The organism is Hyphomicrobium sp. (genome assembly GCF_035687085.1).
Classification (GTDB): Bacteria; Pseudomonadota; Alphaproteobacteria; order Rhizobiales; family Hyphomicrobiaceae; genus Hyphomicrobium_B.
Window position 1 is genome coordinate 58,602 of sequence record NZ_DASRYS010000017.1, and the last position, 26,318, is coordinate 84,919.

General features: G+C 60.8%; 27 protein-coding genes. 14 read left to right on the plus strand and 13 right to left on the minus strand.

Going from position 1 to position 26,318, the window contains the following annotated elements; all coding sequences use genetic code 11:
* Positions 1 to 7: 7 nt before the first annotated feature.
* On the plus strand, positions 8 to 688 hold the full coding sequence (locus VFG26_RS14760; protein ID WP_325026645.1) for an HAD-IA family hydrolase: 681 nt from the start codon (positions 8 to 10) through the stop codon (positions 686 to 688).
* Positions 685 to 1,485 carry an ATP12 family chaperone protein gene (locus tag VFG26_RS14765; protein ID WP_325026646.1) on the plus strand — a complete coding sequence of 267 codons (801 nt, stop codon included), beginning with the start codon at positions 685 to 687 and terminating at the stop codon, positions 1,483 to 1,485. The genes VFG26_RS14760 and VFG26_RS14765 overlap by 4 nt, the downstream gene beginning before the upstream one ends.
* Here VFG26_RS14765 and VFG26_RS14770 read toward each other — a convergent pair.
* On the minus strand, positions 1,482 to 2,780 hold the full coding sequence (locus VFG26_RS14770; RefSeq protein WP_325026647.1) for a hemolysin family protein: 1,299 nt from the start codon (positions 2,778 to 2,780) through the stop codon (positions 1,482 to 1,484). The genes VFG26_RS14765 and VFG26_RS14770 overlap by 4 nt on opposite strands.
* 200 nt (positions 2,781 to 2,980) lie before the next feature.
* On the opposite strand from VFG26_RS14770, the gene VFG26_RS14775 reads away from it, so the two are divergent.
* Both VFG26_RS14775 and VFG26_RS14780 read left to right on the plus strand, forming a co-directional pair.
* Positions 2,981 to 3,676: a DUF2750 domain-containing protein gene (locus VFG26_RS14775; protein WP_325026648.1), complete on the plus strand. Its 696-nt coding sequence runs from the start codon at positions 2,981 to 2,983 to the stop codon at positions 3,674 to 3,676.
* 134 nt (positions 3,677 to 3,810) lie between these two features.
* Positions 3,811 to 5,343, plus strand: coding sequence for an acyl-CoA carboxylase subunit beta (locus VFG26_RS14780; RefSeq protein WP_325026650.1), 1,533 nt, complete (start codon positions 3,811 to 3,813; stop codon positions 5,341 to 5,343).
* Between the two features lie 80 nt (positions 5,344 to 5,423).
* Here the strand turns inward: VFG26_RS14780 and VFG26_RS14785 are convergent, their stop codons facing one another.
* Positions 5,424 to 5,678: a hypothetical protein gene (locus VFG26_RS14785; protein ID WP_325026652.1), complete on the minus strand. Its 255-nt coding sequence runs from the start codon at positions 5,676 to 5,678 to the stop codon at positions 5,424 to 5,426.
* A gap of 281 nt (positions 5,679 to 5,959) precedes the next feature.
* Here VFG26_RS14785 and VFG26_RS14790 point away from each other — a divergent pair, with 281 nt between their 5' ends.
* A complete protein-coding gene (locus VFG26_RS14790) occupies positions 5,960 to 6,148 on the plus strand; it encodes a DUF1328 domain-containing protein (RefSeq protein WP_325026654.1) in 189 nt (62 codons plus the stop codon).
* A gap of 110 nt (positions 6,149 to 6,258) precedes the next feature.
* Here the strand turns inward: VFG26_RS14790 and VFG26_RS14795 are convergent, their stop codons facing one another.
* The 3 genes from VFG26_RS14795 to VFG26_RS14805 all read right to left on the minus strand — a co-directional run bounded on the left by VFG26_RS14795 (position 6,259) and on the right by VFG26_RS14805 (position 9,483).
* Positions 6,259 to 7,020, minus strand: coding sequence for a glucose 1-dehydrogenase (locus VFG26_RS14795; RefSeq protein WP_325026656.1), 762 nt, complete (start codon positions 7,018 to 7,020; stop codon positions 6,259 to 6,261).
* A gap of 77 nt (positions 7,021 to 7,097) precedes the next feature.
* Complete coding sequence (locus tag VFG26_RS14800) at positions 7,098 to 8,447, minus strand: cytochrome P450 (RefSeq protein ID WP_325026657.1); 1,350 nt, start codon at positions 8,445 to 8,447, stop codon at positions 7,098 to 7,100.
* A gap of 157 nt (positions 8,448 to 8,604) precedes the next feature.
* A complete protein-coding gene (locus VFG26_RS14805) occupies positions 8,605 to 9,483 on the minus strand; it encodes an NAD(P)-dependent oxidoreductase (protein ID WP_325026659.1) in 879 nt (292 codons plus the stop codon).
* Between the two features lie 399 nt (positions 9,484 to 9,882).
* On the opposite strand from VFG26_RS14805, the gene VFG26_RS14810 reads away from it, so the two are divergent.
* Complete coding sequence (locus VFG26_RS14810; protein ID WP_045835921.1) at positions 9,883 to 10,092, plus strand: cold-shock protein; 210 nt, start codon at positions 9,883 to 9,885, stop codon at positions 10,090 to 10,092.
* Positions 10,093 to 10,198: 106 nt separating this feature from the next.
* On the opposite strand, the gene VFG26_RS14815 is transcribed toward VFG26_RS14810, so the two are convergent.
* Positions 10,199 to 11,989, minus strand: coding sequence for a hypothetical protein (locus VFG26_RS14815; RefSeq protein ID WP_325026663.1), 1,791 nt, complete (start codon positions 11,987 to 11,989; stop codon positions 10,199 to 10,201).
* Positions 11,990 to 12,164: 175 nt separating this feature from the next.
* Between VFG26_RS14815 and VFG26_RS14820 the strand changes: the two genes are divergently transcribed.
* Positions 12,165 to 12,878 (plus strand): MgtC/SapB family protein, encoded by a 714-nt coding sequence (locus VFG26_RS14820; protein ID WP_325026666.1) that lies wholly within the window; start codon positions 12,165 to 12,167, stop codon positions 12,876 to 12,878.
* A 14-nt stretch (positions 12,879 to 12,892) separates the two neighbouring features.
* Here the strand turns inward: VFG26_RS14820 and VFG26_RS14825 are convergent, their stop codons facing one another.
* Positions 12,893 to 15,289, minus strand: coding sequence for a heavy metal translocating P-type ATPase (locus tag VFG26_RS14825; RefSeq protein ID WP_325026668.1), 2,397 nt, complete (start codon positions 15,287 to 15,289; stop codon positions 12,893 to 12,895).
* Positions 15,290 to 15,354: 65 nt separating this feature from the next.
* Here VFG26_RS14825 and VFG26_RS14830 point away from each other — a divergent pair, with 65 nt between their 5' ends.
* Positions 15,355 to 15,630, plus strand: a complete 276-nt coding sequence (locus VFG26_RS14830) for a metal-sensitive transcriptional regulator (RefSeq protein ID WP_325026670.1) — start codon at positions 15,355 to 15,357, stop codon at positions 15,628 to 15,630.
* 234 nt (positions 15,631 to 15,864) lie between these two features.
* The gene (locus VFG26_RS14835) at positions 15,865 to 16,938 is read left to right on the plus strand and encodes a L,D-transpeptidase (protein WP_325026672.1); all 1,074 of its coding nucleotides are present in this window, start codon (positions 15,865 to 15,867) and stop codon (positions 16,936 to 16,938) included.
* On the opposite strand, the gene VFG26_RS14840 is transcribed toward VFG26_RS14835, so the two are convergent.
* Positions 16,935 to 17,396 (minus strand): regulator, encoded by a 462-nt coding sequence (locus VFG26_RS14840; protein WP_325026674.1) that lies wholly within the window; start codon positions 17,394 to 17,396, stop codon positions 16,935 to 16,937. The two genes, VFG26_RS14835 and VFG26_RS14840, sit on opposite strands and share 4 nt — an antisense overlap.
* 139 nt (positions 17,397 to 17,535) lie before the next feature.
* Here VFG26_RS14840 and VFG26_RS14845 point away from each other — a divergent pair, with 139 nt between their 5' ends.
* Entirely contained in the window at positions 17,536 to 18,549 is a 1,014-nt protein-coding gene (locus VFG26_RS14845) for an AraC family transcriptional regulator (RefSeq protein WP_325026676.1), read from the plus strand.
* 1 nt (position 18,550) lies between these two features.
* Here VFG26_RS14845 and VFG26_RS14850 read toward each other — a convergent pair whose 3' ends face one another.
* Positions 18,551 to 19,045 carry a CYTH domain-containing protein gene (locus VFG26_RS14850; RefSeq protein ID WP_325026678.1) on the minus strand — a complete coding sequence of 165 codons (495 nt, stop codon included), beginning with the start codon at positions 19,043 to 19,045 and terminating at the stop codon, positions 18,551 to 18,553.
* A gap of 101 nt (positions 19,046 to 19,146) precedes the next feature.
* On the opposite strand from VFG26_RS14850, the gene VFG26_RS14855 reads away from it, so the two are divergent.
* Entirely contained in the window at positions 19,147 to 19,941 is a 795-nt protein-coding gene (locus VFG26_RS14855) for an SDR family oxidoreductase (protein WP_325026680.1), read from the plus strand.
* Positions 19,942 to 20,004: 63 nt separating this feature from the next.
* Here VFG26_RS14855 and VFG26_RS14860 read toward each other — a convergent pair whose 3' ends face one another.
* Both VFG26_RS14860 and VFG26_RS14865 read right to left on the minus strand, forming a co-directional pair.
* The gene (locus tag VFG26_RS14860; protein ID WP_325026682.1) at positions 20,005 to 20,253 is read right to left on the minus strand and encodes a hypothetical protein; all 249 of its coding nucleotides are present in this window, start codon (positions 20,251 to 20,253) and stop codon (positions 20,005 to 20,007) included.
* 76 nt (positions 20,254 to 20,329) lie between these two features.
* On the minus strand, positions 20,330 to 21,037 hold the full coding sequence (locus tag VFG26_RS14865; RefSeq protein ID WP_325026684.1) for a CAP domain-containing protein: 708 nt from the start codon (positions 21,035 to 21,037) through the stop codon (positions 20,330 to 20,332).
* 224 nt (positions 21,038 to 21,261) lie between these two features.
* Between VFG26_RS14865 and parC the strand changes: the two genes are divergently transcribed.
* Together parC and VFG26_RS14875 are read left to right on the plus strand one after the other, a co-directional pair.
* Positions 21,262 to 23,511, plus strand: coding sequence for a DNA topoisomerase IV subunit A (parC, locus tag VFG26_RS14870; protein WP_325026686.1), 2,250 nt, complete (start codon positions 21,262 to 21,264; stop codon positions 23,509 to 23,511).
* 60 nt (positions 23,512 to 23,571) lie between these two features.
* Positions 23,572 to 24,039, plus strand: coding sequence for a hypothetical protein (locus VFG26_RS14875; RefSeq protein ID WP_325026688.1), 468 nt, complete (start codon positions 23,572 to 23,574; stop codon positions 24,037 to 24,039).
* A 12-nt stretch (positions 24,040 to 24,051) separates the two neighbouring features.
* On the opposite strand, the gene VFG26_RS14880 is transcribed toward VFG26_RS14875, so the two are convergent.
* Both VFG26_RS14880 and VFG26_RS14885 read right to left on the minus strand, forming a co-directional pair.
* On the minus strand, positions 24,052 to 24,813 hold the full coding sequence (locus VFG26_RS14880) for an arginyltransferase (RefSeq protein WP_325026690.1): 762 nt from the start codon (positions 24,811 to 24,813) through the stop codon (positions 24,052 to 24,054).
* A gap of 368 nt (positions 24,814 to 25,181) precedes the next feature.
* Positions 25,182 to 25,400, minus strand: a complete 219-nt coding sequence (locus VFG26_RS14885) for a hypothetical protein (protein ID WP_325026692.1) — start codon at positions 25,398 to 25,400, stop codon at positions 25,182 to 25,184.
* A 410-nt stretch (positions 25,401 to 25,810) separates the two neighbouring features.
* On the opposite strand from VFG26_RS14885, the gene VFG26_RS14890 reads away from it, so the two are divergent.
* Positions 25,811 to 26,017: a hypothetical protein gene (locus VFG26_RS14890; protein ID WP_325026694.1), complete on the plus strand. Its 207-nt coding sequence runs from the start codon at positions 25,811 to 25,813 to the stop codon at positions 26,015 to 26,017.
* Positions 26,018 to 26,318: the final 301 nt, after the last annotated feature.

The window sequence follows — 26,318 nt, forward strand, 5'->3', positions numbered from 1 at the left end:
AGCCCGCATGAAGCTCGTTGTTTTCGATTGCGACGGCACGATCGTCGATAGTCAGGCAGGCATCGTCCTATCCATGGATCATGCCTTCTCAGCAATGAATCTGGTGCCTCCGGCGCGTGCGGCGACGCTCTCCGTCGTCGGCCTGTCGTTGCCCGAAGCGATTTCAGTGCTGGCACCGGATCTTGACCGGGCGTCGCGCGCTGAACTCGCCGAGATCTATAAATCCGCCTTTCGCGAGTTGAAACACGATCCTGCAGAGTCAGAGATACTGTTCCCGAACGCGAAAGAGACGATCGCCCAGCTCGCGCTCCGCGACGATCATCTTCTTGGTGTCGCGACCGGCAAATCGCGCCGCGGCGTAGACCGGCTGTTCCAGCGCGAAGGCTGGCACGAAAGCTTCGCAACCATCCAGACTGCGGACGATCATCCGTCAAAACCGCATCCGTCGATGCTCCTTCGCGCCATGCTCGAGACCGATACGACGCCGGATCTGGCCGTCATGATCGGTGATACGACCTATGACATGGAGATGGCACGCGCAGCTGGCGTCGCCGCGATAGGTGTGGCCTGGGGCTATCACGAAGTCGCAGCGCTGAAAGATGCCGGCGCGCATTTGATCATTGAACGGTTCGAAGATCTTCCAGACGCAATCGAGCGCGCGCTGGGCATGGAAAGATGTGAAGCATGACGGCAGGAAACGGCAATGGTGAAGCAGGTCCGGCTTCGGGAGCGGACCGCCCAACGGGCGGCCCCCGCAGCCAGATCAGTGATAGCCTCGCGAAGCCGCTCCCAAAACGTTTCTACAAGGAAGTGAGCGTAGGCGACGGCGCGCCGTTCCAGGTCCTGCTCGACGGACGCCAAATCAAAACACCGAAGAAGCGCCCGCTTGCGCTTCCAACCCATGCGCTGGCCGAGGCGATCGCCGAGGAGTGGCAGGCGCAGGTCGACGTGATCGATCCCTCCAAGATGCCGATCACGCGCTTTGCCAACACGGCGATCGACGCGGTAGCGGATACGATCGATGCCGTCGCCGCCGACATCACGGCCTTTGCGGGGAGCGATCTCGTTTGCTATCGCGCCGAGGCGCCGCAGCAACTCGTGGAAAGCCAAGCTGAGCATTGGGATCCCATTGTCGCCTGGGCGAATGAAACGCTCGATGCGCAATTTCGCGTCGTGCCGGGTGTCATGCATGTCGCCCAGCCCGAGGAAGCTCTCGCCCTGTTCGCGAATGCCTTGCCGCGCGACGCCTTCAGCCTCTCAGCGCTTCACGTCATCACGACGCTGACGGGATCCGCGCTCATCGCGCTGGCGCTCTTCCGCCAATGGCTGAGCCCCGATGCTGCGTGGAAAGCCGCGCATGTCGATGAGGATTACCAGATCTCGGTCTGGGGCGAGGACGCGGAAGCTAATGCCAGACGGCGCGGCCGCCGCACCGAATTCGACGCCGCCAACCGCTTTCTTACTCTGCTGGGTCCGGCAGCCTAAGCGACGACTCGCCGTAACGCCGTCGAGCGGGTTGCCAGCACCTTGTCGATCCGCCTGCGGTCGAGGTCGACCACCTCGAAGCGCCAGCCGCTGATATCGATGTGTTCGCCCGTCTTCGGTATGTGCTGCAACTGGGCAAGCACGAACCCGGCGACGGTCTCATAGGAGCGGTTCTCCGGCAGCGCGATGCCGATCTTGTCGGCCATTTCGTCGACAGGCATCGCGCCAGACAGCAACCAAGAACCATCGTCGCGTTCGACCGCGTAGGGCTCCAAGCCCCCGGCATCCGATTTGAAGACCCCCGCAATCGCCTCGAGAATATCGGCCGGCGTCACCAGCCCTTCGAAATCGCCGTATTCGCCGTGGATGAGGGCCATCGGAACTTCGGCATTGCGCAGGACCGACAGAACGTCGAGCGCGGCACTCGTCTCCGGGATCATCGGCGCCTTGCGCACGTAGGCGGCGACCTCAAAAGGCTTGCCGGCCAAAAGCCCCGCTAGAATTTCGCGAGTCTGGACGACGCCGATCATCTTGTCGGTCGATCCTTCGCCGGCGGGTAGGCGCGAGTGCGGAGTCGATATCAGCCGTTCCTTGATGGCCTCCTCCGACGCTGTGACGTCGATCCAGTCGACGTCGGTGCGCGGTGTCATGAGGCCGACGACGGCGCGGTCCGCAAGACGCATGACCCCGGAAATGAGTTCGCCTTCGCCGCTTTCGAGAACGCCTGCGGTTTCGGCTTCCGCGATGAGCGTCTTGATCTCTTCATCCGTGACCTTGTTTTCGCTCTCAGGCGAGAGACCGAGAAGGCGAAACGCGAACCGCGTCGAAGTATCGAGCAGCCAGACAACCGGCCCTGCCGCTTTGGCGAACCACGTCATGATCGGAGCGACGGCGCATGCGATGCCCTCGGCGTTACGCAGGGCCAACGTCTTCGGCACTAGCTCGCCGACGATGACGGACAAGTACGTGATAACGGCGATCACGGTGCCGAAGCCCAGTGGATTGGCTACCGTTTCGCTCAACCCGAGGCTCTGCAGGTGAGCCGCGGCGTAAACCCCAAAGGCTTCGCCCGAGTAGGCGCCGTTGATGATGCCGATAAGCGTGATGCCGATCTGAACGGCCGATAGGAAGCGCCCGGGATCGGCCGAGAGGGCCATGGCGCTGACGGCGCCTGGGCGGCCGGCCGTGGCCATCGATTTCAAACGGGGCCGGCGAGCGGAGACAATAGCGAGTTCGGAAAGCGCAAAAAGGCCGTTAAGAAGAATAAGGGCCAGGACGATGAGTAATTCGGTCACAATGTTGTCGGCCGACGGATCGCGTCCAAGCCACTCCAGATTAAGGAAAGCGGAACCTATGGCTTAGCGGTGGCTAAATCAAGAGAGGGCCGGTGAGGCCATTCGTGCGCCTTCTGCCCCCCTGAACGCCTGCCGAGGCTTGCTCTTAGTTCGCCTTTCGAGAAAACTTGGCGGGTGATTCGGTTGAGGGTCGACGCCCCATGCTCAATGCGCCTCGCATTCCAGAGCTCGCGCAACGCGACCGGTTCGTACGCCGGGCCGTCGCGGAAGGGCGCGTGCTGACGCTCGCCGACGAAGAAAACGCCTCCGTACCTTCACAGAAGGTCTCGGGGCGGACTGTGCAACTCTTCTGGTCAAGTCCCCTTGAGGCCGAGCGCTGGGCGGAAGCCTTAGCGGGCAACACCGATCTCCAGGATATTTCGCTCGAAGTCTTCGCCACCGACATTTTGCCGGGTATTGCCACCGCAAAGGGGCTCGTCGGAACAGATTGGGTGTCCGATCCCATCGAGGCTGAGATTGATCCGCGTGACCTGCTGATCCGCCTCAAAACCGAAGCCATCCCCGCGTACGCTGCTGCTATTCGCGCTAAAGGCGAGGTCTATCTCGTCGGTGGAAGCGGTGGCCCTATGTTGACCCCAGGCACGCAGAAGCCCCGCTCGGCTGACCGCCTTCACGTTTTTTCCAGCCGTTCCGATGCCGAAGCCCACATGAAGAAGCTTTCTGGCAAGCTCATCATCACAGATCCGATCGCTGCATTTGTGGGCTCGAGACTGCCCTGGGCCGCAGAACACGGCCATGCGGTCATGATCGAACCCATCCGCGGCGCCGGGTTTGTCGAGGTCAAGACGGCCAATCTCGCCGCGCACCTCAGCAAAGAGGTGGCGGACGCCCCCTGAAAGGCCCCAATCTGGGGTTAACGCAGCCCGCCGGCGCGCATCGCGCACGTCGCGACAACTCAGCGTTTGCGCTCCATGGGAGCCATGCTAGAGAGCCGTTCCGGCACATTTCTCCGAGCCAGGCAAGGGGTTCCATGAAAGACATCATCGACGAGCTTGAGAAGCGTCGCGACAACGCCCGTCTCGGCGGCGGGCGCGCCCGTATCGATGCTCAGCACGCCAAAGGTAAACTGACGGCACGCGAGCGTATCGAGCTTCTGATGGACGAAGGCTCGTTCGAAGAGTTCGACATGTACGTCGAGCACCGCTGCACCGATTTCGGCATGGAGAAGGTCAAGATCCCCGGCGATGGTGTGGTCACCGGCTGGGGCACGATCAACGGCCGCGTGGTCTATGTGTTCGCCAAGGACTTCACGGTCATGGGCGGCTCGCTGTCCGAGACGCACGCCAAGAAGATCATGAAGATCCAGGACATGGCGCTGCGCAACCGTGCGCCGATCATTGGCGTCTTCGACGCTGGCGGCGCCCGCATTCAGGAGGGCGTCGATGCTCTCGGCGGCTACGGCGAAGTCTTCCAGCGCAACGTGCTCGCATCGGGCGTCATCCCGCAGATCTCCGTGATCATGGGACCGTGCGCGGGCGGCGACGTCTATTCGCCGGCCATGACGGACTTCATCTTCATGGTGAAGGATACGAGCTACATGTTCGTCACCGGTCCGGACGTCGTGAAAACGGTCACGAACGAGACCGTTACGGCTGAGGAACTGGGCGGCGCCAAGGTGCATACCACCAAGTCGTCGATCGCAGATAAGGCGTACGAGAACGATCTCGAAGCCCTGCTTCAGATGCGCCGCCTGATGGATTTCCTGCCTTCGAGCAACCAGGCGGGCGTGCCCTCCATCCCGAGCCAGGATAGCCCCGACCGCATCGACCACTCGCTCGATACGCTCATTCCGGACAATCCGAACAAGCCCTACGACATCAAGGAACTGATCCTCAAGGTCGTCGACGAAGCCGACTTCTTCGAAATCCAGGAAGCGTTCGCCAAGAACATCGTCACCGGCTTTGCGCGCATGGAAGGCTCGACGGTGGGTATCGTCGCTAACCAGCCGATGGTTCTGGCCGGCGTCCTCGACAGCGACGCATCGCGCAAGGCGGCACGTTTCGTTCGCTTCTGCGATTGCTTCGATATTCCGATCGTCACGTTCGTGGACGTACCGGGCTTCCTTCCGGGAACAGCGCAGGAATACGGCGGCCTCATCAAGCACGGCGCCAAATTGCTGTTCGCCTACGCCGAAGCGACCGTGCCGAAAGTCACGGTCATCACCCGCAAGGCCTATGGCGGCGCCTACGACGTTATGAGTTCGAAGCACATTCGCGGCGACGTGAACTATGCGTGGCCGACCGCCGAGATCGCCGTTATGGGCGCGAAGGGCGCGGCCGAAATTCTCTATCGCTCCGAACTGTCGGATCCGGTGAAGATCCAAACGCGCATCGATGAGTATAAAAAGCGCTTCGCCAATCCGTTCGTGGCCGCTGAGCGTGGCTACATCGACGAGGTCATCACGCCGTCAGCAACGAGAAAGCGCCTCTGCCGCGCGCTCAACATGCTGCGCAACAAGACGCTCGAAAATCCCTGGAAGAAGCACGATAACATTCCGCTCTAGGCTGATTATCACAATGCCATCCTCGAAACCCGAGGATGGCATTTTCATATGAGCGCTTGGCGGTGTGTAAGCAGATATTCTTAGAAATCGATCCAAACGCCGCTACGCCAGTAGCCGCGGCCAGGGTGTTCGCGCCAACGGTAGTGCGTCTCAGACTCGCGCCATTTCCAGTCGTCGGGATAAACGCGAAGTTTCACGTCCGCCGGGTATTTGTGGCGCTCTTTGACGTGCCAGCAGTCGCCATCATCATTGCAAACGATTTCGGCAGATGCCGTCGTCGCAGTAAGTGCGAGCATGCCAGCGCCTAAAAGAGCGGCAGTCGTCATAAGCTTCATGGGTATCTCCTTTCCTGTCTGCTTCAACCTCAAGGCAAACCTGCTCGCCGCGCGTTGGTTTCAGCGCTTGAACTAAGTTTCGTGCGGTGTACGGAAGAACCTGAAAACATTGAAGGAAGCACCTCTCTCAAAGAGAGGTCACAAATTAGGTCCGTCGCGGCGCGTAACAAATCCAGCGGATTTCGCGGCTGCGATACCTGTGTTTAGCCGCTTTTCGAATGCGGAACTCAACGACTCCGGCGTGCGTTGCTTCTCCGAACAAATTCGAAATGGAGGACCACATGGGTGGTAATCTGATCTATTACGCGATCGTCTTTCTGATTGTCGCGATCGTGGCGGCCGCTCTCGGCTTCGGCGGCGTCGCAGGCACTGCGATCTCGGGTGCCCACCTTCTGCTGATGGTCGCCGTTGTCTTCATCGTCGTCGGACTGCTCGCAGGCGTTCTGCGCCGGGGCGGTCGCGGGATCTGATATCCTCGGCGATAAGCTGAGGATGCGTCTCCCTAGTGGAGCCGCCAAAGCCCTGGTGCTGCAAGCGCCGGGGCTTTCGTTTATGCAAGTATCAACGCAGTGGACGGCGATCACACGTAGATCATCTTCACCGTCATACCGCCATCGATCGTGATGTTTTGTCCGGTCATGAAGTCGGCGCTTTCCGCCAAAAACAGACACGCCTTCGCGATGTCGTCCGGCACGCCGACGCGCCCGACAGGGTGTTGCGCGTTGTCGGCCTTCGAATGATGCGGAGCCTTCGCCCGCCCTGAGAATTGCCAGTCGCTCGTCTCGATCCACCCGGGGCTGATCGAATTCACCCGAATGCCGTAAGAGCCGAGGCTGATCGCCATGCCGTGCGTCAGCGCTGAAATCGCGCCTTTGGAAGCGGTATAGGCTTCCGTATTGGCTTCAGACATGACGGCGCGGGTCGACGAGATATTGATGATCGCGCCGCCGATGTTTTGCTTCACCATCTCGCGCGCGACAGCCTGCGAGCACATAACCGTGCCGCGCACGTTGACGGCCTGCACGCGGTCAAAGTCGTCCATCGAGAGCTCAAGGAATGGCTTATTGGCCATGATGCCTGCGTTGTTGACGAGCACGTGCGGGCATCCGAGCTCTTTCGTTGTGCGCGCGATCCAGCGCGTTACGTCCTCTTCCCGCGAAGTGTCCGCGCGTTCGTAAAGGCACGACACGCCAAGTTCGCGAATGTGCGCGGCTGCTTCTTCGCCGGCGTCCTCGACGGGATCGGCCAGTGAGACGGCGTAGCCCGCTTCGGCGAACGCATAGCTGATGGCGCGGCCGATGCCCTGCGCACCACCCGTTATTGCAACGACCTTTGCACCCATGATGAACACCCGAATTGTTGAGAACGCGACACGCAGCCTATCGACGCTGCCTTAGCTGCAAAAGTTGCGTGACGCGATCAACGAAGTTCGAGAATGGCTGGCATGCCGTATTTCGGCGGGAGCGTGATTTGCGGCTTGATGTCGATCTCGGCATCAGGGGAGAGCGTGAACTTGTATTTCTGCCCGACAGTAGCGAGCGCAATGGCCGCCTCCATGGTCGCAAAATGGCTGCCGATGCAAAGCCGCTGTCCGCCGCCGAACGGGTAATAGGCGAACTTTGGCAGCCGCGCCGCCAATCCATCGAGCCAGCGCTCCGGCAGAAACCGCTCAGGCTCGGGAAAGTATTTCGGATCGCGGTGGCTGACCCATTGGCTCATCAGGATCGTGTACCCACGTTTGACGCGGTATCCGCCGAGTTCCAGATCGCGCGTCGCTTCCCGGCCGATGGCGTAGACTGGCGGATAAAGTCGCATCGCCTCGTTGATAACGGCCGCGGTGTAGGGCAGGGCCGTGAGTTCATCCGCATTTGGAGTTCTGCCGCCGAGGACGCGAGCCCACTCCTCAACGAGCTTTTGTTCGGCCTGCGGATGCTGCGAGAGCAAATACCAACTCCACGTCAGCGTCAGCGCCGTCGTCTCATAGCCGGCGAGATAAAGCGTCATGGCCTCATCGCGCAGCTGCTGATCGGTCATGCGCGTTCCGTCCTCGCGCTGAGCCATGATCAATGTCGAGAGCAGATCGTTCGCAAGCGGCCGCGATCGCTTTTGCGCGATGAAGCCATCGACGAGCTTTTTCACTTTTGCAATCGCACGGCTGATACGCAAATTCGCGGGTGTCGGCATCCACAGTGGCAGTTTGAAAATGGCGTCGAGCCGCTCTGTCAGAGAGTCGAAAACTTCCAGCAGGCTTTCATCGACCGCTTCGCGCTCGCCGTGGTCGTCAAGGCCGAAAAGCGTCTTGAGAGCGATGGCGCTCGTGAGGCCGCTGAATTCGAACTCGAGATCCACGGCCTTTCCGGGCGCCCATTTCGAAAGCATGGCGTTCGTGAGATCGCCCATGATCGGCGCGTAAGACAGCACCTGCGCTTTGAGGAACGATGGCTGCATCATGCGGCGCTGGCTGAGCCAGAAATCGCCCTCGCTCGTCACCAGCCCGTTCCCAAGGATGGGCTTGAAGGCGCGCGCTCCGAAATGTTTGATGTAGTGGCGCGCATCCGTGACAAGAACCTGCTGGATCAGCTCCGGGTCGCTGACAAGGAACACGCGCCAGCGGCCGGCGCGAAAGCTTGCGATCGGCCCATACGTCTGCGCGAGATCGAGAAAAAAGTCGACGCGCCGAGTTCCGATCTGAGAGGCATTACCGCCGATCAGCGTACCTTGGGGCCCTGGCGGCAGCCCAGCTTTCGCAATTGTGATCGTTCTGCTCATGGCAATCGCAACATAGAGAAATCAGAGCGTCGGAATATTATGCAGACGCCTTCCAATGCGCCGGAGGCAAAAGAACTAGGACAATCGTATGAGCCGGGGACCTCAAGCGGTCCCATCGGAACCTCCCGGCTGCAGGCATAGTCTCAAAAAATTACGTTTACGCTTCTCCGGCGTCTTTCGCAGCAAGTGATCCGACGGCTGACCAATCCTGGTTTTCGCCGCCGTTGGCGAGCAGCGTCAAGAAGCGGTCGCGCAGCAGGCTCGCGAGCGGCAGAGGCACGCGCAGATCATGCCCTGCCTCGAGCGCCAGGCCGATATCTTTCAAGCCAAGCGGAGCAGCAAAACCCGCAGGCTCGAACTTGCCGCCGGCGATCAGTGTTCCATAGGTCTTGTAGACGGGCGCGCCAAAAAGCGTCGATGTCACAACTTCGAGATACTGGTGCTTGTCGACGCCCGCTTTGCCCACAAGTGCCATCGCTTCGCCGAGCGATTCAATCACGGTCGCGATGAGGAAATTGCCGCTGAGCTTGACGACGTTTGCGGCTTCCGCCTGGTCGGAAATCTTGAATGTTCGCTGCCCGATCGCATCAAGCAGCGGGGAGATCTTGTTGACGGCTTCGCTTTGTCCTGCCGCAACGACGAAGAGCTTCTTGGCCGCAGCGGCATCCGGGCGGCCGAACACGGGGGCGGCAACGTAGCGTTGACCAGCTTTGCCGTGGTCCTGAGCGAGCCTCCTCGAAAGGTCGACGCTGATCGTGCTCGACGAGATATGGGCCGCTCCCTTTTTCAATGAGGCGAGTATTCCGCCATCGCCGTAAACCGTGTCTGAGACGGCGTTGTCGTCCGCCAGCATGGTGAAGACGGCATCGCCCCCACAGGCGTCGCCTGGCGTTTCGGCGATCTTTGCGCCCTGCGACGCGAGCGCTTCGGCCTTGGAACGGGTCCGATTATAAACGGTGACATCGTGTCCGGCCTTGATGAGGTTGGCTGCGATGCCCGAGCCCATATGCCCCAGCCCGATAAAACCGACTTGCATGCATCCTCACAGCTTGGCTGTTGTCTGTCTGAATCGTGCGAAAAGCGCCATTTGTCGGCCACTTCAGGGCCGGAACGGGTATCTGGAGAGGCGGCATTGGCCCAAAAACTCTCGTGCCCGCCTAAACGTTATAATGCGCTCGCAAGACGCTGGCACGGAACGCTTTTCGAGGTTCCAGGTAAAAAGTTGATCGGCGGTGAAAAACTAGCGGTATCTATCTGGCTCCATGCGTGCTATCGATCTTTTATCGAACTTTGGCCGGATATTGCGAGGCACTCCGCCTCTGGCGCAGCCAAGCGCACAGACGTCTTTCCAAAATCGAACTACTGAGGTCAGCCCGTGCGCTCGCATGGACGCTAGGGCTGCACTCATACATCAGAGCCTAAAAAGGAACATTCTATGATCACGGGTACCGTGAAATTCTATAACGATCAGAAGGGCTTCGGCTTCATCGCGCCTGACCAGGGCGGCAATGATGTCTTCGTGCACGCGACCGCGCTTGAGCGCGCCGGCATGCGCGGCCTTTCCCAGGGCCAGAAGGTCGCTTTCGAAACCGAAACCGATCGTCGCTCTGGCAAGATCGCCGTTAGCGTCATCCAGAACGCTTAAGTGATTATTGCGCCGTAGGGCCGATGGCCCGCCGCGGCGGCTTTTTCGCTTTTTTGAACTGAATAAGGCCGCGGTTACGCTTTGCGTGACCGCGGCTTTTTTGCGCTCAGGCCATACCGCGCCGCAGATCTGGCGCCGCGGTGAGTTTGGCAATGGTCTCGCGCAGCGCCTCGTTCTCGGCACGGGCGTACGAGTCGGCCGCATGCCGGCCAAGCTTCTCCAATGTCTCCCGCTCGTTAGCATCGATCGCAGTGCCGGCCTCATGGGGGCCGTAAAGCGTCACCGCATACGCATGCACCCGGTTCGCCGCAGGAATGGCAAGGAGGGGCAGATCGAGCCCCGCCGGGAGACCACCTTTGGCGACGGCCGCTTTATCGAGAGTGCACGCGTCGCCCTTGAGCAGACGGCTGATCGTCGCCTCATCAAGCGCAAGATTCCGCGCGGCATCCTCACCCCAGCCGGCGCTCACCCCGAAGCGATGAAATCCGCTCTCCGTCGCACGGAAGGTTGCAGCCGATGACAGCTTCAAAACTCGGGCTACTCCGTCGGACAGGAGGCGGTCGATCTCGTGCGTCGTGCTCGCGCGCGACATGTGCTCCGCAATTTCCTCTTCGGCCCGGTCGAGGCCGCGATTAAAGAATTTATCCGCCAGTTCGACCGACCATTCGTGCAGCCTGCCGATCGCGAATAGCACCAGCGCACCGATGATGAGCCACGACCATCCCGGAAGCTCGAGCAGTTCGTGCAGATGCTCTCCCTGCTGATGAAGAAGCAGGGCCGGCAGGCTGGTCAGCAGCGCGAGGATCGTGACGCGCCTCAGAGGGATAGCTACGCTGACCACGCGCTGGCGGCGTATGGCTTCGACGACGAACAGGCACAGGATGCCGTTCACCAGATAGAACAGCCCCGCAACATCCTCGGGCATCACGAACCCGCTCCATTCAGGGAACAGCGTCGTGTATTCGTTGAGGTCGGCGATAACGAACGCCGGCAAACCGATCAACGCGCCCCACATCACCCATCTGAGACGCTGATTGTCCTTGGGCCTCAGCGACCGGCGCCGCTTCAGCAGGATGGCGACTGCGGCGGCGCTCACGATAATTCCGAAGAGGATCGTCGCGCGCGTCAGCAATTCGGTGTGGAAGCCGAACGCGTTGCCGTAAGCCGCCATCAGAACAACGGCAACGACCGCCGTGAGCGGCGGCAAGGCGCGCTCCAAACGGTCCCAAGGCGGTTGTATCGCGCCGGTCGGAGCCCGCATGACGAAGACCAGGAGGCCAGCGTATCCCACCGCCTGGGCAATGCTGCCGAGAGCATTCTGAGCCAAAAGCAGCAGAGGCCAGCGCTGCAAGTGCGCATAGAACTCGTAGGCTTGGCCCGGATTGAACCAGATTACATAGAGGAAGAATCCCCATGTCATGCGGTTTGGCCGCGTCCACACCAGCCAGCCGGCCGCGAGTATGACGGCGACGCTCGCAATCTGATCTAGGATCAATACGATGCGGGCAAACCAATTCGTCGGACGCGGTTCAGCGACGATCGTTACGTCTCGCGCGTCCTGGGCTCCGCCCGGCAAAAGACTGATTGTCGTCTGCCGCCCCGGCAAAACATATTCATTCCCTCCGACAGCTGCGATCGTGCTCGCGCAGACATAGGCATCGTAAGGAATGCAGCGCATTCGCGAAAAATCGAGGCGATCACCCGCGCGCACGCCGGCCTTCCATGCAGGCGATTGCAACTCGCTTCCGAACGGTCCGGAGACGTCGTAAATCAAACCGTTGCTGTCGGCATAAAAACCAAATGAGCCGAGCGGACGAACCACGCGCACGAAATCGGGAACGACCATCGCGAGGGCCCAGATCAGCAATGCGAGGAGCACCAGGCGCTGGCGTGTCATGACGCTACCAAGCGAAAGGTCTGCCGTTGCATGGATACCCGCCCAACGATCCGATCGGCCCCGATGGTAGGATGCACTCCGCGAGCTAGGCAAGCGGGGCGGCGTTTGCCGTCCAGACGGAGTTAACGGTTTCTCATTGGCGCCATGGCGCATTCAGAGACGGAGAACCTCAGCGATGGACATGTATTTGCATCCAAGCGTGCTCGATTTGGCGCTGCGTCTCCTTCTGACGCTGCTGGCGTGCATCCTTGTCGGCGTGAACAGGGAGGCCGCGGGCCACGGAGCTGGGCTGCGCACGATCGTCCTCGTCGGCTTGGCAGCGTGTATCGCAACCAGTCAGGCGAACATCTTGCTCGCCGTCACCGGCAAAACCGAAGGCATGTTCGCGACCATGGACGTGATGCGCCTTCCACTCGGCATTCTCACCGGCATCGGCTTCATTGGCGGCGGCGTTATCCTCAAGCGTGGTCACATCGTTTCTGGCATCACGACGGCGGCCACGATCTGGGCGGTGACAGTCATCGGCATCTGCTTCGGCGGCGGCCAATTGCTTCTCGGCGGGGCGGGCACATCCCTGATCGTTCTGACGCTGTTGGTCCTCCGATGGATCGATGTCCGCGTTCCGCGCGATCATCGGGGCGAACTCGTCGTCGCGTCGTATTTGAGCCAGCCTCCCTTTCCGGATCTGGCAGCGCATCTAAGCGGTACGGGTTACATCGCGCAATTCAGGTCGCTGAGCCGGGATGAGGATCCTGGCAAGACGCTGCTGACATTCGAGCTGCGCTGGACGCAGACGGAAGTTGAGAATCCGCCGCTCGAACTCCTGAATAGGCTCCAGCCGGATTACGAGGTGCGGTCCTTCGAGGTAATCAAAGAGTCGGATCACTGAAGCTGACTGCACACCTAACTGATATTGGCGTTCCGCAGGCGGAGCGCGTTCGCAATCACGCTGACTGACGATAGCGCCATCGCAGCCGCAGCAATGATGGGCGAGAGAAGCAGTCCGAAAACCGGGTACAGAATGCCCGCCGCAATCGGCACGCCCGCCGCGTTATAGATAAACGCGAAGAACAGGTTCTGCCGGATATTCGACATTGTCGCTTCGGAAAGTTTCCGCGTCCGCGCGATACCTTCGAGATCGCCTTTGACGAGGGTGACGCCCGCGCTTTCGATCGCAACATCCGTTCCTGTACCCATTGCGATACCGACATCGGCGGCGGCAAGCGCTGGCGCATCGTTGACGCCGTCGCCAGCCATCGCCACGGCGCGCCCCTTGTTCCGCAGATCAGAGACAAAGCTGGCCTTGTCTTCAGGCAGAACATCGGCCTGGACGTCATCGATGCCGAGCTTGGCGGCAACGGCCTTGGCGGTCGTCGCGTTATCGCCCGTCAGCATGACAATATGGACGCCGTCCTTCTGAAGCGTGCGCACGGCATTCGCGGTCGTGGCCTTGATTGGATCGGCGACTGCGATAATCCCGGCGGCTTGGCCGTCGATGGCAACAAACACCGCCGTCGCGCCATCGCTGCGAAGCTTCTCGGCATCCTGAGCAAAAGCTGTCGTATCGATCCTCATCTCCTCGAAGATCGTTCGATTGCCGATAACGACGCTGCGGTTGTCGACGACGCCAGACACGCCTTTGCCCGACGGAGATGAGAAGTCGCGAACGCCGGACAGCGCGAGATTGCGTTCGCGCGCCGCCGCGACAATGGCCGCGCCGAGCGGATGCTCGCTGGCGACTTCGAGACTGGCCGCGAGCCTGAGAAGATCGGCTTCTGATATGGACGGCGCTGCCTGGATCGCCGTCACAGTCGGCTTTCCCTCCGTCAGCGTTCCGGTCTTGTCGACGACGAGCGTATCGATCTTCTCCATGCGTTCGAGCGCCTCGGCGTTCTTGATCAGCACGCCCGAATGCGCGCCACGGCCGACGCCCACCATGATTGACATCGGCGTCGCAAGGCCGAGCGCGCACGGGCAGGCGATGATGAGCACGGAAACGGCAGCGATGAGCGCGTACGAGAACCGCGGCTCCGGGCCGAACGTCATCCAGGCGATGAACGCGAGCACCGCGATTGCAATGACGAGCGGCACGAACCATCCGGCGACTTGATCTGCGAGCCGCTGAATGGGGGCGCGGCTGCGCTGGGCTTCGGCCACCATCTGCACGATGCGCGCGAGCATCGTGTCCCGGCCGACCTTATCGGCTCGCATGATGAGCGCGCCCGATCCGTTGATCGTGCCGCCGATCACTTTCGCGCCGTTAGACTTCGAAACGGGGAGGGGCTCGCCCATCACCATAGATTCATCGACGTTGCTTTTGCCGTCGGTCACCGTGCCGTCGACGGCGATGCGCTCGCCGGGGCGCACACGCAGTTTCTCGCCAACGGCAATCGTTTCGATCGCCACCTCTTCGTCCGAGCCGTCGGCGTTGAGACGCCGCGCCGTCTTGGGAGCGAGATTGAGAAGCGCGCGAATGGCGCCACTCGTCTGCTCGCGCGCCCGCAGCTCCAACACCTGTCCCACGAGAACGAGCACCGTGATTACCGCCGCAGCCTCGAAGTATACCGGCACCGATCCGTCGGCTCCGCGCAGCGATGCGGGAAAGGCGCCGGGAAACAGCGTCGCCACGACGCTGTAGAGCCACGCTACGCCCGTTCCGAGCGCGATCAGCGTGAACATGTTGAGATTGCGCGTCTCGAGCGACTTCCAGGCGCGCTCGAAGAATGGATAGCCCGCCCACAGCACGACGGGTGTCGCCAGCACGAGCTGTAGCCAGTTGGAGGCCGTGGGACTGATGATGTGATGCAACGAAAAGAGATGGCTTCCCATCTCGAGGATGAAGACGGGAAGGGTGAGCGCCGCGCCGATCCACAGCCGGCGCGTCATATCTTCGAGTTCGGGGTTGGGTTCGGCCTCGGCAGTGATGAGTTCCGGCTCGAGCGCCATGCCGCAGATCGGGCAGGAGCCGGGGCCCTCTTGCCGGATCTCCGGATGCATCGGGCACGTGTAAATGGTGCCTGCGGGGACGGGCTCAGCCTTGGCGGTTTCCGGCTTCAGATATTTGAGCGGATCGGCGATGAACCGCTTCCGGCAACCCGCGCTGCAGAAGTAATAGGTCTGGCTTTCGTAATCCGCTTGATACTTCGCCGTGGCGATCTTGACGGTCATCCCGCACACCGGATCCTTCGCCGTGCCTTCAAGGCCGGGCGCTCCGTGTTGATCGGCGGCATGATTGTGCGCGCAGCAACTGTTGGCAGGAGTGCCGGGCTCATGCCCTGATCTCGGCGCGTCGGCGGTCATGATGACGTTCCTTGCTGAACTCGCGTGCTTGACGATAATACCCCCATAGGGTATCTCGTCAAGGCATGGAAAAACAATCGAAAGCCGCCTGCCTGAAGCGCCTGAGTCGTATCGAGGGCCAAGTCCGCGGCCTGTCGAAGATGGTGGAGGAGGGGCGCTACTGCATTGACGTGGTGACCCAGATCTCAGCGGTTCGGGCAGCACTCCGGCGCGTTGAAGAAGAAGTGTTGCGGGATCACGTCGCCCACTGTGTCGAACATGCAATCGCGAGCGGTGACACGGCCGATCAGCGCCGCAAGCTAGCCGAGCTGATGGACGTATTCGCGCGAAGCTCTCGATGACGCTGCAAATATGGCGATCATGAATGCGCTTCCTTTTGCGCAGCAGCCTGCAGCCCAATCAATCAACCCGCTGTCAATCCAAAAAGTTCGTAACGCGAGTTGAATTCGCGCGCCTGCTGGGCTGCCTTTAGTTTGCCACGCCTTCGGCCATTTCCCGCGCGAAGCTCCACCATGGAACCGGACCGGCTTCGTTCGTGTTGGGCGGTGCAAGTAAGCGACGGGTATGCGGGGATCATGAAAGCCATTCTCTTTGTCATCATCGCAGCGTCGGCCACCGCGGGCGCGTCGAGCCATGTATTCGCGCAGCAATGGAGTCCATGGGACGGCCCGAGACGCGCGCCGGTAGAAGTCCTACCCGACGAGGAAGATGATCTCTACGCTGGGCCTCGGTTCGAACGTGAGGACGACAGCTTCGAGGGCCCGCGCGCCGGCAATCAGCGCCGCTACCGCGACGACGACCCGCGCAGATACGATCCGCGCTACAACGGCGGTCCTGCTTACGGCGAATATGAACGAGAAGACCCGCGCGATGGCCGGCCCGTCGCGCGTGGGTATGTCAGCACGCCTCGCGGGGACTATTATCAGCGCCCTGACGCCGGCGATGATTACGGTGCCTGGGACGCTGCGCCGTCTGCGGATGAGGAGGCTCGTCTCAGCAAGTCTCCCGCGTGGAACGGAGGGCCAAAGCCCTACATCAAACCCGTCGCGCCTCCGCAAGTCGCCTTCAGCGGCCCGTATGCACCGGGCTCGGTCGTCATCGATACCAGCGCCCGCAAGCTCTACTACGTGCTGAGCGCGACGTCGGCCTATGCCTATCCGATCGGTGTCGGCCGCCAGGGGTTCACGTGGACGGGCAAGGAGAAGGTCTCACGCATCGCCGACTGGCCCGATTGGTATCCGCCGGCCGAGATGCGCCGCAGACGGCCCGAGCTGCCGCAGCGCATGCTGGGAGGCATCAAAAACCCGTTGGGTGCGAAGGCCATTTACCTCGGCAATACGCTGTACCGGATCCACGGCACTGACGATCCGAAATCCATCGGCAAGGCTGAATCGTCAGGATGCTTCCGCATGCTGAACGAGAACGTTCTGCATCTGGCGTCTCTCGTGCGCGTCGGGACCGAGGTGACTGTCGTGCGCTCGCTCGGGAACAAGATTGCCTCCAGCGCCAAGACGCCAGGATCAGAGTCAGCGCAGCGAGCCAGGACGACGCAAAGGACGACGCCCGCGCCGCGGACAATTCCACGCGGCGCGGTTCGTCCGGACGTCGGGGATGATGATTTTTATGATCCCTACAACGGCTGGCATTAAGCGCTTTGCGCGGCGTGGAGGGCCTTGAACTCCTCCATGCCGAGCATCCCGACGGGATTGAGATTATCGTCGAGGATTTCGTAGATGACGTCGCCGACGTTGCGATTGCTGAAGAAGGCAATCACGTCCTCATCGCCACCGCCTTCACGGTGGGGCTCGCCGTCGGCCTTGCCAACAACGTAGGCGCCCGTCGGACGGATTTCCTTCAGTTCTCCGTTCGCATTGTAAATGCGCAACTCGCCGCTGAGCGTCAGCGTGATGTAATCCGCTTTGTGCCGATGCAGCACGATCTGCGAATTGGCGTCGAACTTGAACAGGATGTCGACGATCCGCGCGGCCTCATCGACGGCGCAGATGTGGTAGGCAATGTGCGGAAACCCGTCGAGCGTGTACCACTTGATGTGCTCGTGGAAGGGGACGGAGATCTTGGGCGTTGCGTGCAGGATGTTCATCGTCATCGTTACTCCCGGCTGCAATTTTATCTGCGGACGCACCGGTGCTGGGCGCCCGTATAACGCCAACGTGACTTGAAGGCCTTGCTCCCGCTTGCCATTTTGCGCCAGCTTTGCGTGAATCTCCACCCTGGCGGCAGCAGAAATGGCACCACGTCTTTCCGGAGTTACCCGGGCCAGCTCACTCGGCCCCATCGGCGCGTTCATGAAAGACCGGGGCGGCTCGATCGAGCGCGTTCTTCGAAATTGCGATCTCCCATATGCAATTCTGGAGCAGCCCGAATTGATCGTGCCGCTGCGTGAGCAATTTCGCCTGCTCGAAAGGGCGGCTCGCGATACGGGTGATCCTTATTTTGGGGCTCGCCTCGGCCAAGCCGTAAAAAGCAAAGAGCTGAGCGCGTTCGGCGCCTGGGTCTGCAAGGCAGAGACGCTGGGTGACGCAATGACCCGCGCGCACGCCGGATTGAACGCGATGCTTCAGACATCCACCGTGCTGACGGTATCCCTGCATGGATCGCGGGCACGCTGGTCGATCGAATTCATTGAACCGGAAACAGAAGGGCGCCATCACAACGAATTTCTGGCGCTCGGCTACGCGATGGATATCGTCCGCGTCTACGCCGGACCGCATTGGCGTCCCGATCTTGTCATGACGGCGCTTCCCTCGGGCTCGCCGCGCTCTCCCCTGGAAGATATCTTTCAGAGCGAGATCTCGCATGGGCACGCGGTCCCAGCCATCGAGTTCCAGGCTTCGCTACTCGCGCATACCGTGCACACAGCGCAACTGATGCCTGGCCATATCGACGAGACCCGCGAACCTCCAATTCCCCGTCAGTCGGATGTTTTGGCGACGACGGCGGCCGTAACGGAACTTGCCCTGCAGGAGGGATATCCGCGTATCGATTGGGTCGCCGCCAAGCTCGGCACGACGTCGCGATCGCTGCAGCGCCGGTTGAGCGAATGCGGAACGTCATTCGCCGATCTTGTCGATGGGGTACTGAGCCGGCACGCGAAATCGCTGCTCCGGGACAGCGGGGCGAGCATCACCGACATTGCGCTGAAGCTTGGATATTCCGACCCTGCGCATTTCACTCGCGCGTTCCGCAGGTGGACGGGAACTTCACCCAGTGCCTACCGGCAGGCCGCGTCGGCTATTTGATTTACCCGCCAGAAGGCGGCTTCGGCCATGTCGTGAACGGCGCGCGGGCAAGGCTCGAATTCTCATAGCGCGGATCGTTTGTCACTTCGTCGCCAACCCAGTCCGGAAGCGTAATCGCCTGATCGGAGCTTTCCAATTCGATCTCGGCCATGACCAATCCGGCGTTCGCCCCTTCGAAAACATCCACCGTCCAGATGTCGCCCGCGAAGGGGACATCGTAGCGAACTTTTCGGATCGGTGCCTCGATACTGAACTGCCGGATCATCTCCGCGGCGTCAGCGGCCGGGATTTTGTATTCGTATTCATGGCGCGACAGGGTATCCTTTCCGCCCGCGCTCTTTAACGTGATGTAGCCGTTCTCGCCGTAAATGCGGACGCGCGCGTTGACGTGGGGCGTGCGGGCGAAATAACCCTGCTCGATAGGCGCGGAACCGATTTCTAATTGCCGCCATTCGTCATTGCGTACGATAAACTTTCTTTCGATTTCGAGTGGCATTGCGTGCCTCTAAGAGTTTGGTCGCTGCAATGCTCCGGCGCTTGAGGATAGGCGCTTAAGCACTCGTTTGAGCCAGACCAAAGCCTATCAGGATTGATCTCATGAAAGTAGACCTCACCAACAAGACAGCGGTTGTGACCGGCTCAACGGCAGGCATCGGATTGGCAATAGCAAAAGGCTTGGCGCAGGCGGGCTCGAAAGTTGTCATCAACGGCCGCAAGCAAGAAACCGTCGATAAAGGCGTGGCCGCCGTCCACGCCAGCGTGAAAGCGGCAGCGGTGTCGGGTGTCGCCGCAGACGTCTCGACAGCGGAAGGCTGTGCGGCTCTCATCAAAGCGGTGCCGTCAGCCGACATCCTGATCAATAACGCCGGTATCTTCGAGCCGATGCCGTTTTTCGAAATCACCGATGCCGACTGGACGCGGTACTTCGAGACGAACGTCATGTCGGGCATCCGCCTCTCGCGCGCGTACATGCCAGACATGCTCGAGCGGAACTGGGGGCGCGTCATTTTCATCTCGTCGGAATCGGGGGTGAACATTCCCGTGGAGATGATCCAGTACGGCCTCACCAAAACGGCGCAGCTGTCGCTGACGCAAGGGCTCGCGCAGCTGACGGCCGGAACGAACGTCACAGTGAATTCGGTGCTGCCGGGCCCGACGCGATCGGAGGGTGTCGAGGAATTCCTGAACGCTATGGCGAGAGCGGAAGGAAAGACAACGGAAGAGATGGCTGAATCCTTCGTTGCAGCACATCGGCCGGCATCGCTCCTCCGCCGTTTCGCGACCGTGGAAGAGGTGGCGAATATGGTCGTGTACGCAGCATCGAACGAAGCCTCGGCGACAAATGGCGCGGCTTTACGCGTTGAGGGCGGCATTCTGAGAACGATCGGATAAAACAAAAAAGAAAGCCGCCCGCAGCTGCGAGTGGGCGGCTCTCTTGGTGCGCAATTGAGCTGATTAGTTCGAGGGCGTATCGACCCTGACGCCCGGCGCTTCAACACGCGTTCCTTGGCCGTCCTTTTCAACGTGCGCAAACGGCGCGTCCACAGTGGTCTCGCCTGTGGCCTTGTTCCTCTCGACGCGTACGCCCGGTGCATCCACAAGCACCTCGGTCTGGGAACGCTGATACGCGGCGACGCCGCCGACGACGGCGACGACGGCCACAGCGCTCAACCCGATGTAGATCATGAGCTGGCGTGCTTCCATGGTGTCTCCGATTCCGTTTCGTAACAGTGACGGAAAACGCCCAAAAGCCGGAGAACGTTCCAGAGCGCACAGTTGGTTAAGGGGCGCGCGCAGTGGCAGAAACCTCGACGGTCGCGCTTCCGGCCGCCGTCGATTTCACCGTATAAACCTTGTTGTTTTCGGGGCTTACCCGCGCGATTTCCGTGGAGGTTAAAAAGAATCCACCACCTTTGGAGAAGACGATTTGTCCGGGCGAGCATGAGGTGAGAGCTGCCGACATCCCCGGTTTCAGCTCGCGGCTCTGGCCTCCGAACGAATAGCTGATCGCGTCCTTCGATTGGTTGATCACTTTGAACGCGTATCGTTCCGTCGCAGGGCGGCCGAAGAGTTCGACGGAAATGTATTTCGGCTTCGGTCCGGGTGCGCGCGCAACGCCAACGCCGACCTCGGTGGCGGAAGCCCGCAGGATATTCGCGCGATGCGGTGGAGAATTCATCCAGCCGGCGATGGCCTGAAGCGCAAGTGCGCCCGTGTCGAAGCCCTGTGCGCTCGCGTCCATCGCGAGATTTTCGGCGACCTCGCAATGCTTGTAGCCGGCGCCTTCTGCCCGTTGCGAAGGCGTTCGTCCATCCGCCGTATGGGAAAAGACGCCGCTCTGCGCAACCCGTTCAGCATAGGCCCGTGCCGCCCGCGCCAGTATGGCGTTGACCTTCAAGGGCGCGAGCTTCTGTTCCTGCCGCGCCTTGTTCGTGATTTCGACGATGTGCTGTTCGACCTGCGGCAGGTCGGGCACGAGAGCTGCCATGAGCTGGAAAGATCCCGATGAGCTTGAAAGCACTGCTGATCTAGCCTCGGGCGGGCCTCTACGCTACCGGGACCGGCCTGCGGCGAACCCTCTTTGTGGAGGCGTGGCCCGAGCGCATCGGGCGGCAAGCCAGATTGCGCGGAAATGGCGCGCCCGAACGATCCTCATAGGACGCAAGGTCGCTCAGGCTTGAGGGTACCCCAGAGGCGCTGTAGGGATGCGCCATGACCACAAAACCGATTCTGCCGGGCGAGGGCCCGATCGAGCCCGTCGAACTCCGGACCGCTCTCGAAGAGCGCTATCTGGCATATGCTCTGTCGACGATCATGCATCGCGCGCTCCCCGACGTGCGCGACGGTCTGAAGCCCGTCCATCGCCGCATTCTCTATGCGATGCGCGAGCTGCGCCTCAATCCGGAAGGCGGCTTCATCAAGTGCGCCAAGATCGTTGGCGAGGTCATGGGTGATTACCATCCCCACGGCAACCACGCGATCTATGATGCGCTCGCGCGTCTCGCGCAGGATTTCGCCGTGCGCTATCCGCTCGTCGATGGACAGGGCAACTTCGGCAACATCGACGGCGATAACCCGGCGGCCGAGCGCTACACCGAAGCGCGCATGACCGAGACGGCGGCCTTCATCCTCGAAGGCATCGACCAGGAGACGGTCGACTTCCGCCCGAACTACGACGGCCGCGTCGAAGAACCCGTCGTGCTGCCGGCGGCGTTTCCAAACCTGCTCGCGAACGGCTCGACCGGCATCGCGGTCGGCATGGCGACCAGCATTCCGCCCCACAACGCCGATGAGCTGTGCCAGGCGCTTCTGCACCTGATCAAGCATCCCAACGCGACGATCGACAAACTCGTCGAGATGATTCCGGGGCCTGATTTCCCAACCGGCGGCGTCATCGTCGAACCGCGCGAGCAGATCCTCGAAGCCTATAAGACCGGCCGCGGTGGTTTCCGCGTCCGCGCCAGGTGGCACAAGGAAGAGACCACGCGCGGCGGCTATCAGATCGTCGTGACCGAGGTTCCCTACGGCGTTCAGAAGGCGAAGCTCGTCGAGAAAATCGCCGATCTGATGAGCGAGAAGAAGCTGCCGCTTCTCGGCGATGTTCGCGACGAGAGCGCGGAAGAAATCCGCCTCGTGCTCGAGCCGAAAAGCCGTACGGTCGATCCTGTTCTGCTGATGGAAAGCATGTTCCGGCTGACGGAACTCGATGTTCGCATCAGCCTCAACATGAACGTGCTTTCGGCCGGCCAGATCCCGAACGTCCTCAATCTTCGGGATGTGCTCTGGCAATGGCTTGAGCACCGCATCGAAGTTCTCGTTCGCCGTTCGCGCCACCGGTTGAGCAAGATCGAGCATCGCCTCGAAGTTCTCGACGGCTATCTGATCGCCTACCTCAACATCGATGAGGTGATCCGGATCATCCGTCGCGAGGATGATCCCAAGGCCAAGCTGATTTCGAAGTTCGGCCTCAGCGAAGTCCAGGCAGAAGCCATTCTGAACCTGCGGCTGCGTTCGCTGTCGAAGCTCGAGGAAGTCGAGATCCGCGCCGAGCACGACAAGCTCTCCAAGGAGCGCCGCGACCTCAAGCAGCTTCTGAAATCGGAAGAGCTGCAGTGGGAGCGCGTGGCCTCAGAGGTCAAGTCGACGCGCGAGACCTATTCGAAGAAGACTGCGCTTGGTAAGCGCCGCTCCACGTTTGAGGATGCGCCGGCCGTCGATCTCGACCTCGCGGCAGCGCTCGTTGAGAAGGAGCCGGTCACCGTCATCCTGTCGGAGAAGGGCTGGGTCCGCGCCTTGAAGGGCCACCAGGATGACCTGTCCAAGCTCGACTTCAAACAGGGCGACGAACTCAAACGGGCGATCAAGGCCTTCACGACCGACAAGCTCGTCCTGTTCGCGACGAATGGCCGGTTCTTCACGCTCGAGACGGGTTCGCTTCCCGGTGGCCGCGGCCACGGCGAACCGTTGCGGCTCATGATCGATCTTGAAGAAAATCACGATGTCGCGGAAGTGTTCGTCCACGATCCGTCGCGAAAGCTGCTCGTCGCGTCAACCGGCGGCTATGGCTTCATGGTGCCGGAGGCCGAGGTCATCGCTGCAACGCGCAAGGGCAAGCAGATTCTCAACGTTTCCGAGCCCGAGGAGGCGCGCGTCTGCGTTCCGGTCGAGGGTGATCACGTCGCCACGATTGGCGAAAACCGCAAGCTGCTGATCTTCAAGCTCGATGAGGTCAACGAGATGACGCGCGGTAAGGGTGTCATTCTCCAGCGCTTCAAGGATGGCGCGCTGTCCGACATCCGCGTCTTCAAGAAGTCGGCCGGCTTGAGCTGGCTCGACAGCGCGGGCCGCGAATTTACCTTGTCCTGGAGCGACCTGAAGGAGTGGGTGGGCGAGCGTGCGCAAGCCGGGCGGGTAGCGCCCAAGGGTTTCCCACGATCCAATTCCTTCGGGCCGCGCTTTTAGTTTGCGATGTTGATCGCCCGCGCTTGTCGCGGTGCTTGAGCGAAGCTAGGACTGCCTGCCATGGGCGGGTTCATAGCACGGGCGGTCATCGCCGCAGGATTAGGTCTTGCAATCGCCTCGTCGTGTCCGGAAGTGCGGGCAGGCGAGGCGACGCAGTCATGCACGAAGGAAGACTTCGAGGCCGTCGTCGAGGCAGCCTCAGGCAGCCTGCGGGACCTCAACATTCAAAACCGTCCTATCTTTCAGGAAAAGCTGCGTGAGCTGAAAGCCAAACGCCACTGGACGAACGACGAGTTCATCGTGCAGGCCCGGCCGTTCGTAAAAGACGAGAAGATGGACGTCTACGACAAGACGGCCAGCGAATTGCTGGCGGCCATTGCCTCCATGGGCCAGGAGGGGGCCTCGGCGGCCTCCCCAAATTGCGACCAGCTCGTCGGGCTTCGCCAGCGCATGAAGCTGCTGGTCGATACACAGTCGGCCAAGTGGTTTTATATGTTCGAGAAGCTCGATGCCGAACTCGCGAAATAAGGACGTCCGGCGTCAGCCCTCGTCGGCCCCTGGAACGCGTTCCCACCTGTCGGGCCCCAACCGCTCCTGCGGTTTGAAGCGCGTCTTGTAGGCCATCTTCCGCGAGCCATCGATCCAGTAGCCGAGATAGACGTGCGGAAGTCCGATGCGCCGCGCGAACGCGATGTGCTCCAGGATCATGTACGTGCCGAGGCCCGCCTCCGCATCTGCAGGATCATAGAAGCTGTAGACCATCGAAATACCGTCGCTCAGCCGGTCGCACAACGCCACGGCCTTGAGCGGCCAGGAGTCGAAGTCGAGGTCGGTCGCGTCAGCTGGCTTCTGCCGGTACTCGGTGAGAAACGTCTCGATGACGGTATCTTCAACCATCATGCGATAGTCGAGGATCGTCATGTCGGCCATGCCGCCATCGCTGTGGCGCGCATCGATGTAGGAGCGGAAGAGCTTAAACTGCTCCATCGTCGGCGTGGCCGCCGTACGCTGCGCGACGAGCGAGGAGTTACGATTCCAGCTGCGCCGCATGGAGCGATCGGGCTTGAACTCGTCGACCAGTACACGCACGGAGACGCAGGCTTGGCAGCCCTCGCAGTAGGGCACATAGGCGATATTTTGACTACGGCGAAATCCGGTAGTCAGAAGCCGGTCGACCAGTTCCGGCGGCTTGTCATGGGTCAGATGCGTGAAGAGTTTACGCTCAAGCCGGCCTGCTAGGTAAGGGCAGGGCTGGGGAGCGGTCACGTAGAACTCTGGAAACTTCTTTTGCTGCTCCGTCATTCAGACGCGTCCCTCGGGCTCGAACCGATCAATGATGATTGGAGTATGGACAGACCAAATTCAAGCTATCGGAGATAACAACGCCGCACCAAGCAGAAACCGTCGGCAAATTTATCCAATTGCTTCAGAAATCGTCAGTTGTTTCAAAAACCGATGAACCGGGGCGAGCAAAACCCCCTGGTATTTTAAGAGCAAAACGAGCGGGCTGCCTGAAAGGACTTCCGAGCACCTGCGCCTCCTGACCACCGGACCAGCCGAGAAAGTCGTTCAGCGGAAAAATCGTTCCGCGGCGCAAACAAAATGCCTGTGGCAAAACCACGAGGGTCTCGCCAGGCTAAAAACTCAGTGGGCTGATATTTGTAAACGCCTCAAACCTTGAGCGCCGGCTGCTCAGGCTGGGGCATCCGGGTATCATCCGCGCCGACTTGGCTCGCGAGCGCATAGAGCGTGCAGGCGAAGACGACAGCTACCGTGAGAATGCTGATCCAGAGCGCCGAGCGCCGAACGAACCAACCGACCGTCGGGGTAGATGCACGCACGTCATCGAATGCCGCGTTTTGGGCTGCCTCAGCCCCTTGAGTAATCATATTTCGATCTGCCGCCTTACAAAGCTCGCCCCTGCGACTCACCCGGTCACATCGCTCCGACACCCCGCCTTGCACAAGTTCGGCGAGCGTCGGTTCAGCAAAAATCGAATCAATGTTGCCGGCGCGCTGCTTATCTACCGGCAGTACATATCCTGACAAGGCCTAAGTGTGGCGTAATCGGTACAACTCGGAGGTCAGCCGCGTTCTATGGGTTACATCACGGAGAGAAAATTTCCCATGACTGCAATTTGGGCAGGGGCTGCGACAGCCGTGTTCTTGTGCAATGCATTATTTCCTTCATACTTTGCCCATTCTCCCTGCGAATGAACAAAAAGCAGACTTGAGGAAACCGCCCAGGGCTTACCGGACCGCTTTAACGAGTGGTCAGCCGACCGACACCTGGAGGTCCTATGATTGAGCTTGTCCTAGCCGTTTGCATGGTTGATCAGCCGACGCGTTGCAGGAATATCACGCTGACCTTCGAAGGCGATCGAGTCAGCGCGCAGCAGTGCATGTCGAATGGCCAGATCGAAATGGCCCGGTGGGCCGGTGAGCATCCGAACTGGGTCATCCAGAAGTGGCACTGCGGAATTGCTGGGCAGTTCGCAAAGCTTTAACCTCTTAGAGGCTGCCGGCCGAGACTTTGCCAAGCGTCGTCACGGCGCGCCGGCGGCCTAGAACCGCTTGATCGAGGCATCCGTGGCGGGCCGGTGCTTTAGGCCTGCCGATGCCGCACCTTTTTCGGTGATCCGGCAACCCGATCGGCCTGCTGCGGCCGTGTGAGGGGAGGGCCAAGTTCCCCTAAAGCTCCAACCGCTCAAAAGATTGTCCAAAAGAGTTCGCCCGGTCTTCACGTCTGGCCACAAGGACAGATATGAAGCGGCACGACCCTCGTTATGGGGTTGAAGCCGTCAGGCC